At 69.0% G+C, this 14,668-nt stretch carries 7 protein-coding genes; 2 read left to right on the top strand and 5 right to left on the bottom strand.

Translation table 11 applies throughout. The features are described 5' to 3' along the window. Positions 1-136: 136 nt before the first annotated feature. Positions 137-1,051 carry a S1 family peptidase gene (locus tag AB0C59_RS05190; protein ID WP_363001161.1) on the top strand — a complete coding sequence of 305 codons (915 nt, stop codon included), beginning with the start codon at positions 137-139 and terminating at the stop codon, positions 1,049-1,051. 395 nt (positions 1,052-1,446) lie between these two features. Here AB0C59_RS05190 and AB0C59_RS05185 read toward each other — a convergent pair whose 3' ends face one another. Beyond that, on the bottom strand, positions 1,447-2,481 hold the full coding sequence (locus AB0C59_RS05185) for an ImpB/MucB/SamB family protein (protein ID WP_363001159.1): 1,035 nt from the start codon (positions 2,479-2,481) through the stop codon (positions 1,447-1,449). Positions 2,482-2,798: 317 nt separating this feature from the next. Here AB0C59_RS05185 and AB0C59_RS05180 point away from each other — a divergent pair, with 317 nt between their 5' ends. Then, entirely contained in the window at positions 2,799-3,578 is a 780-nt protein-coding gene (locus tag AB0C59_RS05180; RefSeq protein WP_363001157.1) for a DUF4328 domain-containing protein, read from the top strand. Positions 3,579-3,634: 56 nt separating this feature from the next. On the opposite strand, the gene AB0C59_RS05175 is transcribed toward AB0C59_RS05180, so the two are convergent. The 4 genes from AB0C59_RS05175 to AB0C59_RS05160 form a co-directional block, all read right to left on the bottom strand. After that, positions 3,635-3,862, bottom strand: coding sequence for a hypothetical protein (locus AB0C59_RS05175; RefSeq protein WP_363001155.1), 228 nt, complete (start codon positions 3,860-3,862; stop codon positions 3,635-3,637). Positions 3,863-3,924: 62 nt separating this feature from the next. Beyond that, positions 3,925-4,296, bottom strand: coding sequence for a hypothetical protein (locus AB0C59_RS05170; protein WP_363001153.1), 372 nt, complete (start codon positions 4,294-4,296; stop codon positions 3,925-3,927). Beyond that, complete coding sequence (locus tag AB0C59_RS05165; RefSeq protein WP_363001151.1) at positions 4,293-10,781, bottom strand: RHS repeat-associated core domain-containing protein; 6,489 nt, start codon at positions 10,779-10,781, stop codon at positions 4,293-4,295. Before AB0C59_RS05165 ends, AB0C59_RS05170 begins: the two co-directional genes overlap by 4 nt. Positions 10,782-10,896: 115 nt before the next feature. Next, entirely contained in the window at positions 10,897-14,427 is a 3,531-nt protein-coding gene (locus AB0C59_RS05160; RefSeq protein WP_363001149.1) for a LamG domain-containing protein, read from the bottom strand. Between the last annotated feature and the right edge of the window lie 241 nt (positions 14,428-14,668).

Below are 14,668 nucleotides of genomic sequence, written 5' to 3'. Positions count from 1 at the left end.
CCGGGCGGCCGAATACTCCCCACAGCGCTTGTCAGGGGCACGACTTTGGCCAGCCGGCCGAGCCTCGCCCCTGGCTGCGCCTCACGGGCCCCCGATCCCCACGCGGGCCCCCGACTTCCCTTGGAGGGAACGAAAAGTGAGGATCAAGCGCACCACCCCCACGAGCCCCACCGGTCGTCTCGCGAGACGGACCCGGCTGTTCGCCGTGGTCACCGGATTCGCGGCCGCAGCCGCGTTCGCCGTCCCCACCGCGAACGCGAGCGCGAGCGCCGCGCACACCTTCAGCGCGAACCAACTCGCCCAGGCGAGCGACGCGGTGCTCGCCTCCGACATCGCGGGCACCGCCTGGTCGGTCGACGCCGCCACGGGCCGTGTCGTCGTCACCGCCGACAGCAGGGTCTCCCAGGCCGACATCGCGAAGATCGAGAAGGCGGCGGGCGGCAACGCCTCGGCCCTCACGATCAAGCACACCACGGGCCGGTTCAACAAGCTGATCTCCGGCGGCGACGCCATCTACGGCGGCCAGTACCGCTGCTCGCTCGGCTTCAACGTGCACAGCGGGAGCACCTACTACTTCCTGACCGCCGGCCACTGCGGCGAGGTCGCCTCCACCTGGTACTCCAACTCCGGCAAGACCACGGTCCTGGGCACGAACGTCGGCTACAGCTTCCCGGGCAACGACTACGCCCTGGTCCGCTACACCAACTCCTCCGTCGCGCACCCGAGCGCGGTCGGAAGCCAGAGCATCACCCGTGCCGCCACCCCGAGCGTCGGCACCACCGTCTACCGGCGCGGCTCCACCACCGGCACCCACAGCGGCAGGGTCACCGCGCTGAACGCCACGGTCAACTACGGCAGCGGCGACATCGTCTACGGCCTCATCCAGACCACGGTCTGCGCCGAGGGCGGCGACAGCGGCGGCCCTCTGTACTCGGGCAGCACCGCCTACGGTCTGACCTCCGGCGGCAGCGGTGACTGCAGCTCCGGCGGTACGACCTTCTTCCAGCCGGTCACCGAGGCGCTCAGCGCGTACGGCGTGAGCGTCGGCTGATCCCACCCCACCCCCACCTCCGTCCCGGTCCCGCGACCGGCGGCGGGCGAGCCCCCGTGCATCTCGTGCACGGGGGCTCGCTCCTGTCCGCGGACACTCCCGTACGGCCGACACGCACATCGAAGGGTCGAGATTCGGCCAGGACCAGACCTCGACGGCCGGGGAGGGGCAACCCTCGGCCGGCATGCGCGGCGGGAAACGGCCGGTGAGGACCAGTGGGGACCAGCGAGGATCATCCGCCCTGCGGCAGGGGCCGGTTGTCGCACACACGACCTGATGTCGACCTCGTGAGCCCCCTGTACGCCTCGGACGGTCGAGCGCAGCGCGATGTGCACGGACGCGGGCAGCGAGTGCCGCACCGTGTCTACTCGGATCTGTCCAGTCGGCCGGTCCGGCTACCTCGGGGGCGAGGGCGGGGTCGAGGTCGGGGTCCGGCCTCGGTCCCGGTGGCCGTCCGTCAGGGCGGCGGGGCGCACGGCCTGCGGGCCGAAGCGCCGGCGGGCCCGGTCCGCGGCCGCTTCGACCGCGCGGGCCCGGATGTCGCGAGGGTCCAGGGAGAGCTGACGGTGGGCGGTGCCTGCCGGGGAGAGGTCGTCGGCGCGGATCGCGAAGGAACGCACTCGTGCGCGCTGGAGCCCGAGGGTGCCCAGCAGGCCCAGGGCGGTGTCGGCGAGGGCGGGGAAGTGGTCGGTGGGCTCCGGCAGCGCGCGGGTCCGCGTGGTGGAGCTGCGGTCGGCGTATCGCGCGACGAGGGTGAGCCGACCGGTCACCTGGGCCTCGCCGCGCAGGCGCCGGCCGGTCTGGTCGGCGAGCTCCAGGACCGCCCGGTGCTGCTCCGCGGGGTCGAGGCAGTCGCGGTCGAACACGAGGTCGACGCTCAGATGCGCCGCCGGCTCCCTCGGGGTGACCGGGCGGGGGTCGTGGCCCCGGGCGCGCTCGGCCAGCAGTCGTGCCTGGCCGGTGCCGAGGAGTCGTTGCAGGGTCGACGGGGGCAGCGCGGTGATCTGGCCGATGGTGTGCAGGCCGTGTCTGGCGAGGGTGGCCGCCGTGGCGCGCCCGATGCCGGGCAGCGCGGTGACCGGTCGGGGACGCAGCCACTCGGCGGCCCGTTCGGCGGGGACCCAGGTGGTCTCCCCCGGCGCGGACGCGTCGGCCGCCATGGTCGCGAGCATGCGGTTTCCCGCGAGCCCCGCGCTGCTGTCGATGCCGTACAGCGCCTTCAGCCGGATCTTCGCCAGCTGGACCACGTCGTAGGGGGACAGGTCGAAGTACCGGAGTGCCGAGGTCAGATCGAGGTGGACGGCGTCCGGCGGGACGGCCTGGGTGTGCGGCGTGACTCCGCGCATCAGTTCGACCGCGTCGCCGTACCGGTCCTCGGTCGGCGGGCCGTGCAGATGGAGGTGGGCGATGTGCCGCTGCCGTGTGGTCATCCCGCGCTCCCTGGGTGCACCAGGCGCCTCGGGTGTCCTCTCGGTCCCTCGGGCGCTCCCTCGCCTCCACCGTAGACCTTGTTCGAATATTTGTGCGACTCTTCGTGGTGTGATCGGTCGTCGAGGCGTGGCCGGCGGGCGCTCGGCGGGCCCCGATGCGCCAGGCGGGATCGAAGTGGACGTATGGGGCCGAGGAAACGTATCTTCCGGAGGCTGTGTGATGCCTTGGGGAGGGCTGTGCACGGCGACTTCACCTCTGTGTGCTTCTTGTTCGCCTTTCTCGTTCGCTCTTCTCGCTCGTTTCCCGGGGGACCCGCATGATCTGTGCCCGCTGCGACCACTACGCCGCCAAGCCCGACGACACCCTGTGCGCCCAGTGCGCCGTCGCACCGGCCCCGTCCGACCCGCCGCCTCCCGCGGCCGTGCCCTACGTGCCTCCCGCCCCCACGGCCTGGCTGCGATCACCGGTCGGGCTCGGGCGGGCCGCCGCAGCGGCGCTCGGGCTCGTCGTCGCCGCGGACCTGGCAGCCGTCTGGTCGGACCTCGTGTCGATCGACGTCACGGACGACCTCATGAAGGGTGTCGCCGGCACCGACATGGTCCGGCGCGCCGAACGCGCCGACACCCTCTCCGGTGTGGCGGGCCTGGCCCAGGTCGCCACGCTGGTGGCTGCCATCGCCGTGTACCTCTGCTGGTTCTACCGGGTACGGGTCAACGCCGAGGTGTTCGACCAGTCCGCCCACAGCAAGGCGCGCGGCTGGGCGATCGGCGGCTGGTTCGTCCCCGTCGCGAACCTCTGGTTCCCGCGCCGGGTCACCCTCGACATCTGGGACGCCAGCACCCCCTGGGGCCGGCGTCCCTCGCACGCACTGGTCAACGCCTGGTGGGGGCTGTGGATCCTCTCGCTCGCCGCCGACCGGGCCGCCTTCACCGCGGACCGGCACGCCAAGACCCCCTCGGAACTCCACCACGCGGCCGGCACGATGCTGTTCTCCGACAGCGTCGACATCGTGAGCGCACTGCTCGCCATCGCCCTCGTGCTGCGGCTGACCCGGATGCAGCACCAGAAGGCACTGGCGGGCCCGCTGCCCGAGTGACGGGCCTGCAGGACAGGGCCGCGGGTGAGGGCGGGCGATGCGCCCCCGACGGGCGCTCATCCCGCCGAACCCGGGCTGGTGTAGCCGAACTTCTTCAGGTCGGCGGAGCGGGTGCCGGCGGGTTGGAGGTCGGCGTAGGGGTGGAGGCGGGCGCCTGTGGTGCTGTTGGCCAAGGTGCGCTGCGGCTGAGCGGGGGTCGGGTGCGGGTGGCTCTCCCCCAGGAGGGCGAGCGCGGCCTCGGGGCCGTTGTCGCGGCGGGCGGCGGCGAACTCGTTCCGCAACAATGCGGATGCCCGGTGTGGACGTCCATGAAGGGACGTCCACACCGGGCGCGGAGGTCGCTGGATCAGGTGATCGGATCCTCTGCCAGGATCGCGTCACGGACCGCCGCGAAGGCGGCTTCCGCATCCGGATCGCGCTCCATCATGCGCTCCCAGAAGTCCCCCTCGATCCATTCCTTCGGGCCCATGCTCAGCCCGCCCCAGGGATGAATCTCCACGCTCCACTGGGACGGAATGACATCGGACACCTGCTCGAAGTACTTCCCGTCGAACAGACCGGCGAGGTCGCGCGGCGAATGCTCGATGCGCAGCTCGAAGGACCCGTCGCTGTGGACATGGAGTTCGAGTACGACGTATTCCTGCTCCGGAGTGAAGTAGTACCTGCCGTCGAGCGGGTCGGGCGGCGTGTCCGGAACGCCCAGATAGCGAACTCTCAACTTCGGTCACCTCCGCCCAGCTTCACCTTGTAGTCGTAGTAGTAGATCTCTCCGGTCACTTTGTTTCTGTAGAAGTGAATGTCGAGCGTTCCCTCGCCTCCGGGAGTGTTGAGGCGCGGGGTGCCGTACTTGCCCCACTGCTCGGCTCCGCCGTGCGCCGCGAAGTACTCCTCCAAGTGCGGGTTCTTCATCTTGGTTCCTTCCTGGATCTTGTGGGAACGCGCGATGGTCTCCGCAGTGAGGTCTCCGTCCGTAGTGAACATCTTGGACGCCGCGGCCGCATCCGCCTCGTACTCCAGTTGCTTCCCGAGACGCACCCCGTTGGCGGCGTTCGCCGCGCCGCCGTACGCGGAGCCGGACGGCATGCTTCCGCCCGCGGCGCCGCCCGTCCCGATCTCGGCCACGACCTCGGCGCAGCCCGCGGGATTGGCCAGACAGGCCGTGGTGATCTCCGGTCCGGCGGCCGCGACGACCGGGGCGCCGACCACCGCCACCGCCACGGCGGTGATGACACCCAGTACGACCTTCTGCCAGGTGGCGAGCTTGGGCCGGTCGGTGAGGAGGTCCTTGGCACTCTGGTTGGCCGGGACAGGGTAGCTACCCGCGAGCAAGTTAAATCGGGGCTGCTCCTTCTTTTCAGGTTCCGGCTCGGGACCCTTCTTGAACACTATCTGCGCCGACTTGACGCCGCCGTCCGTGTGCACCGTGATGGTCATGCTCCCGGTGCCGGTGGCGCCGTTCGAGGCTCGGTACTCGACCGTCGTGCTGTACGTCTTCGTGGAGTGGTACACCCACGTCCCGTTGGGACCCATTGTCATGTAGTCCCGGTACGCGCCGCCCTTGCCGTCGCTGCACCCGATCTCGCAGTCCGTGATCGGCCTGAGGCCGGTCGGGTCGGACTTGGTGACCGGGGTGTTGTTGGCGTAGGCGTAGCCGTTGAGGGATTCGTGGTCGTCTGGGGCGAGGATCGGGTCGACGGACAGGAAGCGTCCGGTGGCCGGGTCGTACTCGCGGGCGCCGACGTGGGTGAGTCCGGTGTCGGCGTCGGCGGGCTTGCCGAGGAAGCCCTTGTCGTCGGGCCATGCCGGCGGTGTCGCGCCGCGTTCTTCGCCGAACGGCTTGATGTAGCGGCGGGCGACCGCCTGGGTGGTGGCGTCCACCGTCATCGAGGCGGTGCCGTGGTGGTCGTCGACCATCCAGGACAGGCCGGTCTCGGTACGGACGGCGGTGGCGTCGCCTGATGGGTAGTAGCGCTGGGCGGTGAAGTTCTTGGCGGCGGTGTCGTAGTGGAGTTCCTGGCCGGCCAGGTAGAGGATGGTCTTGCTGGGGCCGCGGCGGATCAGGAGTTCCCCGTTGGCGTCGTACAGGTAGTCGGTGTTCTTCGACCCTTCGGTGAGGTGGGTCAGCTCTCCTTCGATGCCCCAGTCGAGGCTCTGCGCGGTGCCAGTGGGGCTGTAACGCTTGGTGGTGTTGCCCTGCTCGTCGTACTCGTACGACTTGGCGGTACCGCCGTCGACCGTGACCGAGGTCATGGTGTGGGGCTGGCCGGTCCCGTTGGCATTGACGGCTGGGTAGCCGTAACTGGTCTTGGTGTCGCCCGTCGCATTGTGCTCGGTCTGGGTGTCACGCAGGCCACCGGGCTTGTAGGACCAGCTGGTCCAGTACGGGGCCGGGCCGCCGAGGACGGCCGCCGAGCGGGCGGTGGAGCAGTCGTTGGAAGATGGGGTCCAGGCCTCGGTCAGGCGGCGGTAACCGTCGTAGGCGAAGCACTGGGTGTCCTTGCCGTTCGCCTTGTCGGTGACCGACTTGACGTTACCGGTGGCGTCGTAGACGTAGTCGACGTCGCTCGTGTAGCCGGTGTTGGTCTGGTCGACGGTGTGAGTGTTGGCGAGGCGGCGGGTGCCGTCCTCGTACTGGTTGAGGATCTGGAGCTGCTTGGCGCCGGTGGAGGTGCCGAGGCGGGTCTCCTCGATCTCGCCGTACGGGGAGTAGCCGATGTTCTGGACGTAGTCCGTCAGGCCGTCCGTGCCGGTCAGCATGCCGAGGCCGTTGTAGCTGTTGGTGACGGTCTCGGCGGGCAGGCCGGCTGCCGCAGGCATCGAGGTGGACTGGATGGTGCCGTCGATGTTGTACGTCGTCGACGTGGTGAATGTCTGCGGTGCACCGGCGACGACCAGGGGGTCAGTGGCGGCGATGACGGTCTTGGTCCCCTTGGGGCGGCCGAGTGCGTCGTAGCCGGTGATGACCTGGGAGTAGATCTTGCCGGTGGTGCCGCCGACGTAGCGGATGGAGGCCGTCGGCTGTCCCTTGGCGAGGCTGTCGTAGGTGAACTTGGTCAGGCGGTGGGAGTCGTCCTCGACTCCGTCCCAGGTACCCGTCTTGCGGCCCAGTTCGTCGTAGTCGGTGATCAGGGTGCGCGAGGTGCCGTCGAGGGTGCTGGTGACGGTCAGCGGCTGGTCGGTGTCGTTGTAGGTGGTGTCGCTCCTGCCCTTGTCCGGGTCGGTCGAGACGGTCCTGCGGCCGCGCAGGTCGTAGTCGTACGTCCACACCGCCCCGTCGGGGCCGGTCACCTTCTTGAGCTGGCCGCCGGGCGTGTACTCGTACAGCGTGCGCGTGTAGTCGCTGCCGGTCGGGTTGGGGCCGCCGTACTCGCGGCGCTCGGTGACCCGGCCGCGGGCGTCATTGACCGTCAGGGTGCCGGTGCCGCCCACGGCTGCGGTGACGGCGACGCGGTCGCCCTGGTCGTCGGTCTTGGTCCGCCACTTCTCCTGGTCGTAGACCCGGAAGATCGACTCGGTGGCGCGCCCGGCGCCGTCGAAGACCGTCTCGGTGGAGGCGGGGACGGAGCCCTGGAAGGTGTTGGCCAGGGTGCCCGAGGGCGCGTTGTTGTCGTGGACCTGGGAGTTGGCCACGTAGGCCAGGCCGCGGTCGTCGTAGAGGGTCTCGGATATCACCCGGCCGCCGTCAGGCGCGGGGACTTGCTGCTGCCGGGACCGCAGCAGACCGTCGAAGATCTCGTACGAGCTGTTGTACGTCTTTCCGTCCGCCTTCAGGGCGTCGGTGCGGATCCAGGTCTCCTTGTCGTTGTTGACACCGTAGGCGTAGATGATGCTGGCGGCGTCACCGAGCGAGCGTGAACGGTCCGGCTTCCAGACCGACTTGAGGCGACCAAGCGCGTCGAGAGCCCACTCGGTGGCGTTGCCGTTGGCGTCGGTGGACTTGGTGGCGGTGCCCCACGCCGGGTCCACCACGGTGGTGGTCGTGTAGAGCTTGGGGTCCTGGGTGGTCTTGGACGTCAGCGGGCCGTAGCCGGTGTCGTCGGGGACATAGGTGGTACGGACCGTCTGGTTCAGCGCATTGGTCGCGGTGAGCGGGCGGCCCAGCTTGTCGTAGGTGGCACCGGCGACCTGCTGGTAGACCGGCTTCTTGTCGACCGCGCCGTAGCTCGCGACCCGGTAGGAGGCGGTGTTGTCGCCCTTGGTTGGCGCCACCCCGACCGCCTGGTTGTCGTAGGCGGTGGTGACGTCGGAAACGACGTCGTCGGGGATCGTCGGGATGGTCGTGCACGGCACCGAGTACGTCTCGGTGCGCGAGGCCAGGTTCACCAGCCAGGCCGAAGTGTTGCGGGCGTAACTGGTGTGCACGCAGGACTCATCACCGCTCTTGGCGGTGTCGCCGCTGTCCTCCACGGTGATCGGCATGCCGTATGTGGTGTCGTACGTGGTCTTCTGGTTGACCGTGCGGGTGCCGGTGGAGGTCTTGGTGCGGGTGCTGGTCTCGCCGGCCTGGACGATCCAGGAATCGGTGGTGCCCCAGCTGTAGGTGTGGCTTCCGGTCCGGTACGACCACGGGGTGTTGATGGTGCCGCTGTCCTCGTCGGCACCGTTGTAGATGATGGTTTCGCGGATGAAACCGGCATACTGGCGGGAGTCGTCGATGGCGGCGCCGGTGGAGTCGGTGACCTTCTCCGTGCGGGGGGTGCCGTCGAGTTCCTTCTCGCCGTTCAGACCGCGCATGTAGAGGGTGGACTTCTTCGAGCGCGGGCCCTCGGTGTCGCCGGAGGTCTCCACGACCTTGTCGTAGCCACGCCACTGCGACCAGGTGCGGTTGGACACCTTGGTGATGCCTTCGTCGTCGGCGTAACCCCAGCCCGCGCCGCCCTGGTAGTCGTAGTATTTCTCGGCCGTGTCGCCGTGGCCGTAGGGGTCGTCCTGGAAGACCGAGGTGACTACGTACTTGTGGAACCAGTCGGTGACCGGCGTCGCCCCGGACTGGGACCACTTGACGGGGAAGCAGCGGCGGGTGTTCTTGTCGATGTTCGTCGGCATGCTCGAACCCCAGACGCAGTCGGGGTCGGAGTAGTTGGCGGTGATGGTCGAGCCGGTATCGGTCTTGATGGTGCGCACGCGCCACTTGATGTAGCGCAGGGTGTCCGGGCCGCTGCCTTCGACGTGGTTGGGCATCTGGATGCCGCCGAAGACGATCGGCGGCATCGCGGCCGCGGTGCTGTTGGCCTTGCCGGTGTTCTGGATGGACTTCAGCCACAGGCTCGGCGAGGAGGCGTCACCGGTGTCGGGGAAGTCCTGGTCGAGGTGCCAGGTGTCCACGTCCCGCTGTGTGATGCCGCTGCCGGTCCACACCGACGTGGTCACGTCCGTCAGGCGCTTGCGGGTGAAGAAGGACGGGCCGATCTGGGTGGTGCACTTGGTGCCGGACGCGCAGATCATGTCGAAGGGCACGTCGGGCCAGTTGGCCTTCGTCGTCGGCGTCAGGCTCGTGCACGAGGACAGGCACCGCTCGGCGTAGGCGAAGCGGACCTGCTGCGCGGCCGGCTTGCTGTAGAGCAGGTCGTTGCGCAGGCCGTAGTCGATGCGGTTGAGGTAGCCGCCTCGGGTGTAGCTCGTGCCGTTGGCCGTGGTGTCGGCATTCTTCGAGTAGTAGTTCGTCTCCTTGGTGTACCAGTACGTGGAGGCGTTGCCGTGGGTGTCCACGACGTAGTCGAGGTTCCAGCGCCATGCCTGGTTGCAGAAGGAGTCGGCAAAGCCGGTCGACTTGTAGCAGGGCTCGCCGGAGTCGTCGCCGAAGACCGGCACGGTCCACACGGAGTTGGTGACCGGGTCGTCGTCGGAGGTGTCGGTGGTGCCCTTGTCGCTCCAGCCGGGCAGGCGGTGCTTGCCGAAGAAGTACTGGTTGCCGGAGGCGTCGGTGACCTTCCAGTACTCGGCGTTGTCATCACCGTTGCCGGTGGCCCCGGTCAGATGTTCGACGCGAGTGCCGTCCTCGTTCTTCAGCTTCCAGCTCCCGCCGGAGGCCTGGGACAAGGCCGCGCTGTCGCAGGCCGTCTTGTCCGCACATGTGTTGACCAGCTCGACGGCCTTGCCGTTGAGGACGAGGGTGGCGTTGGCGTACTTCCAGCACAGGTCGCCCTTGCCGGTCTGCCCGTCGTCCTTGCACGAGCCGTACTTGCGCTCGATGTAGGACTCGGTCAGCGAGAAGCCTTCACCGATCACCGATGTCTGGTTGTTCTCCCCGGCCGTACGGCCGTCCACCGAGGCGGAGTTGTAGGAGATCGACAGGTTCGGTGACGGGCCGGCGGTCGCCGGAGGAACCCGTAGCGGGTAGTTCCAGGTGAAGTCACCCGTGCTGCCGCCAGCCTCCCAGGTCGAGGTCGGGGAGAGCGAGGTGGCGCTGTAGTCGCTGCCGCCACCGCTGCCCGAACCGTCGGTCGACGCCGCCAGCAGCATTGGCGTGCGGGCGGAGACGGTGCCCATCACGGTCTGCGCCGCGGCGTCATTGTCCGCACCCGCCACCGGGGTCTGGGTGCGGCACGCCTTCTTCTGCGGCGTGGTCAGCGCGCATGCCGGCAGCGTTACCAGGCGCAGCCGGGGGCCGAAGTTACCACCGTAGGCGTCCTTGAACGAGGCGTAGCTCAGCGAGACCCGAAGCTTTCCGGTGCCGATGGCGGACGCGGTCTTGGACGGGGCCACGGTCAGCAGCACACCGCTGACACCCGCCTTCTGCGCGGCCGACCGGGACTGGACGTCGAGCGTCACCCGCGCGGCCGGACCCGTGGCGACCGCCTTGCGCTGCGCGGCCCTGGGCGCTGGCACTTGGGCCAGCTTCAGGCCCAGGCCGCCCACGGCGACGGACGCCTTGCCGACCACCGGGACCTCGGCGGTGGCCTTGCTGGCCGTCGGCCAGGCAGCTCGCTTCAGCCGCTCACGCGTCTGCGTGACGGCCGGGACGGCTTTGTCCTTGGGTGCCTTGGATGTGCCCGGTTTGAGCACGCCCACCTTGTCGATCTTCGCGTCGGGCCGGTCCTCCAGCTTGCGGGACGCCGCTGACTGAGCCTGTGCCGCGAAGTCGTAGCCCGAGGGCACGACCACCTGCGACAACAGGGAGAGGGAGAGAACGAGTCCGCCACGACCGAGCCAGCGGCGTACGACCGCCGCTGGCACGCGTCTGCGGAAGGGTGATGAAGACACGGTGATATCCCGGTTGTCGAAAAGGGAGGAGAAAGGGGATAGGAGAGAAAAGAAGAAAGGACAGGCAGGGCAGGGGAGGACGGGGATTCAGCCTGTCCTCCCCCTGCCCTCGCAGCTATCGCTGCTCGGCGTTGCGCCGGTTGGCGATCGTGTCGGTGGAGGTGGCTCCGGCCCAGACGCGGACGCTGTCGATCGTCCCGGGGAAGTAGCGCGCGGTGGCGCCGTCGATCTTCGCCCGGCCGATCTCGAACGCCCCCCCGCTCTGCCAGGGGGCCGGGTAGGACACGCCGTCCTCGTCGCCCATCAGGGCGCTGTCGACGTACAGCTTGAGCGCGCCGAGCTTGGAGGCGTCGTTGGGGTCGGCCGCCGCCTGGGCGTCGTAGACGACCGTCAGCATGACCGGGACGCCCAGCTGGGCTGTGGTGAACGCGTTGGATGCGCTCGTGGTCCAGACCGCGCCGGTGCCGTCCTTGTCGGGACGGCCGAACGTCCAGCGGCCCTGTATGCTGCCGGCCGGCTGCTCGTACCAGACGCCCCAGGAGGACTGGCTGGTGCCCGACTGGCCGAAGACCTGCACTGCGTACGACTTGGTGGTGTCGGTGAACTTGGCCGGGTTCAGCGTGACCCACGCGGTCGCGGTGAACGAGCCGGTGTCGTCGATGAACGGGCCGGTGGCGGTGGCGTACGCGCTGGTGCCGTTCAAGGCCATCGTCTGCGTGGTCGTGACCTCTTCGCCGATGTCCGGGTCACCGATGCTGACCTGGGTGAGCGTCGCCCCATTCAGGGTGAGGTTCCGGCCGAAGCCGCTGGTGTCCTTGACGGTGGTGCCGGTGGCGTTCGCCATGTCGGTGGCGTCCCACTTGGCGACGAGCGCCGGGACCGGGTCGCCGGCCGTGCCGTCGCTCAGGTCCTCGTCCTCCAGCCAGGCATCATGGGTGACCTCGGTGTCCGCGAGGGCGCGGGACCAGACCTTCACCTCGTCGATGGTGCCGGAGAAGTTCTCCTTGCTGCCGCCGTCGTACCACAGCCGCCCGATTTGGAGGTTGCCCGACGCCTTCCACGGTGTGGTGAACGCCACCGGGGCGCCCTGCGGGACACCGTTGACGTAGAGCTGGACGGTCTGGTTCGCCGCGTCGTAGACGCCCGCCAGGTGGGTCCAGGCGTTCAGGACCGGCGGCTTGGTGCCGATCGAGCGGGTGATGCCGGGGCTGACGACGTCCGACTGGTGGCGGTTGAAGACCCAGGCCTTGTAGGAGCTGGAGTAGTACAGCTGGAACCCGGAGGCGTTGGTGCCCGCCTGGGACAGGACGGTGTAGTTGACGTCGTTCTTCGTCAGCCGCGCCCAGGCTGAGACGGTGAAGGACTTGGTGGTGTCCAGGACCGCGCCGGAGGTGGACAGATAGGCTGTGGTGCCGTTCAGCTTCGCCGCACCGGGACCGCTGCGGGCCAGGGTGTCCCAGGTGGCACCCGCGTTGGTCAGCGGGTGCTGGGTCGCGGTGGTGGCGTCGGTGACGGCGTTGTCCAGGTGCCAGATTCCCGAGGGCAGTTCGGCCCCCAGAACCAGGAAGCTGTAGTAGCCGGTGAGGGAGCTGTGCCCAGCCGCGTCGAAGCCCCAGACCTGGATGGTGTTCTCACCTGGCTGGTTCGGGGTGATCGACAGGGTGGTGGCCGTGCCCGTGGCCACGTTGATCGGCGAGGAGATCGCGCCGCTGTTCAGCTTCCACTTGTAGCTGACGACGTCGGACTGGATGCCGGCCGTGGTGGGGTTGGTGTCCGCAGGAGTGAAGGTGAACTTGCCCGGGGTACCCACACCGCCCGCCGCCGGATAGGCGTCGGCTGGCTTGTACAGGCCATCGGTGCTGCTGATGACGGGCGACGGCGGCGAGTCGGTGTCGACGCGGAAGTAGCACCAGGACGACCAGGCCGAGTCCAGGACACCCGAGTCGCCCCGGTCTGTCATGTAGTACGCCTGCGTCCTGACCCGCATCCGGTAGTTCGTCTGCGCCGTCAGCGTGCTGGTGCTGGCATCACGGACGGCGTTGTCGGCCACCCAGGCGCCGCTTGGCGAGTTCGCGGTCCACACGCGGCTGGAGCCGTCGGCCTTCCACACCTCGAAGTCGGCGCGCAGCTGGGCCTGGCTGCCGTCCACCGACTGCACCGTACCCAGCATCTTCGGCGAGGTGTCGCTGGTGGCGAAGGGCAGCGTCGAGGCGTTGCAGGTCCGCCCCGTGGTGCCCTGCTGGACGCCGTACGACGTCGGCTTGTCTGGGTATGACACGTAAGTCACCGACAGCTTCGCGTCGTTGCGGAACCGCGCCCACGCTCCAGCGTCGGACTCGTCGTGCGCGGTCAACGAGAAGGTGATCTGCGCGTCCTTGTTCGCGGCGTGCGAGGCAAGCGTCGTCGTCAGGTTCTCATTGGTCTCCTCGCCCACGTTGTCGCTGAACCGCACCCAGTTGGCCGGCTGCGACGGGCTGCACAGGCTGCCGCGCCCGTAGGACACGTAGCGGTCGCCCATCAGGTCGTCCGCACTGGGGCGGCTCGACCACGTGGTGCTGTCGGAGATGCCTTTGGTCACGTGGCTCAGGTCGTACCAGTGCGCATCACAGGTGAACGTCCACACCTGGTACACCTCGAAGGTCGCGTCCAGGATCTTCTTGCCATGGATCGAGGAGAGCGGGTACTCGAAGTACATGCGCTGGGTGTACGGGCTGTTGGAGCAGAGGTAGCCGGCGTAGTTGGAGCAGCGCCCCACGCCCTTGTCACCGCTGAACTTCCAGTACTTGGTGCCGTTGGAGGCTAGCGCCGTCCAGTCGCCCAGGGAGATGCCCTTGGTCGGCGGGTCGATGTACAGCGGGAAGACGGTGTCCTCGCCGTGCAGAAGGGCTGGGTCCGGGGTGATCTCCAGGGTGGTTCCGGTGATGTGGAGTGGCAGATCTGCCGCCGCGTCACCGGTGCCGGGGCCCTCGGTGGGGGCCGGCTCACCCCCGGCATCGGGCAGCGGGACGGGTGCGGTCGGCGTGGGCTCGGGGTCGACCTGGGCCGTGCGTGCGAGCTGCGTGCTGACGCCCGCGGTGTCGGCGTCCGCGATGTCACCTGCCGAGTCCCACATCCGGCCCGCCGGGCTCTCGAAGACCGGGGTGCCGTCGCCGTCTCGCGCGACGAAACCGCCGTCGCTTGTCGGGGCGATGTCCAGGCCGGCGCCGGAGGTGGTCATCCTGATCGTCGCGAGCGCCGGGTTCTTCGCCGCCTGGGCGGTCTTGACGACGAGCACGGAGGTGTAGCCGGTGCTCAGCGCGGTCAGTCGCAGGTCGACGTCGGGGAGGACGTCGGAGTAGGTGGCGGTGGCGCCGTCGAGGCGGGGCGCGGGGAGCGGGCCGGGCCAGCCGAGTTTCAACCGGTGCCCGTCGTCCTCCAGGGTGACCAGTCCGCTGCCGCTGCCGCCGCCCGAGAAGGTGACGTCCGCCGTGGTGTTCCTGGCCCGCACGGAGCCGTCGGCATCACGCTCGAGGGTGGTGTCGATGGCAGCCCAGCGGCCGTCGTCCTCCTGGGCGCGGACCGGCGCCGCGTTCATTTCCTGAGTGAAGGTGCCGTCCGGGTTGGCGAACAGCTGCGCGGACTCAGTGGTCTTGGCTGTCACCTCCACGCGCTCACCGGTCTTCGCCGCGAGGGCGCTGGCCTCCGACTCCGGATTGTGATCAGCCGCTGCTGAGGTCCCTCCCTCATCGGCGAACGCCGGGGACGCCGCGGCCCCGATCGCCGGAATCGCACCCCCCAGGAGAACGACGGCTATCGTGCCGCTTCCGATCGCCCGGCGCCAGCCGCGCCGACGTCTGTGCGTCAACACACCCCACCCATTCTCTTAAAATTTCCTTACAAACTGTGGT

The organism is Streptomyces sp. NPDC048664 (genome assembly GCF_040650555.1).
Classification (GTDB): domain Bacteria; phylum Actinomycetota; class Actinomycetes; order Streptomycetales; family Streptomycetaceae; genus Streptomyces.
The sequence above is the reverse complement of the archived record's forward strand: the minus strand, read 5'-3'. Positions and strand labels throughout refer to the sequence as shown.

What these genes read in the sequence shown, in the direction of transcription:
- AB0C59_RS05185 (WP_363001159.1), bottom strand. Translation starts at nt 2,481, where the DNA reads ATGACCACACGGCAGCGGCACATCGCCCACCTCCATCTGCACGGCCCG.
- AB0C59_RS05180 (WP_363001157.1), top strand. Translation starts at nt 2,799, where the DNA reads ATGATCTGTGCCCGCTGCGACCACTACGCCGCCAAGCCCGACGACACC.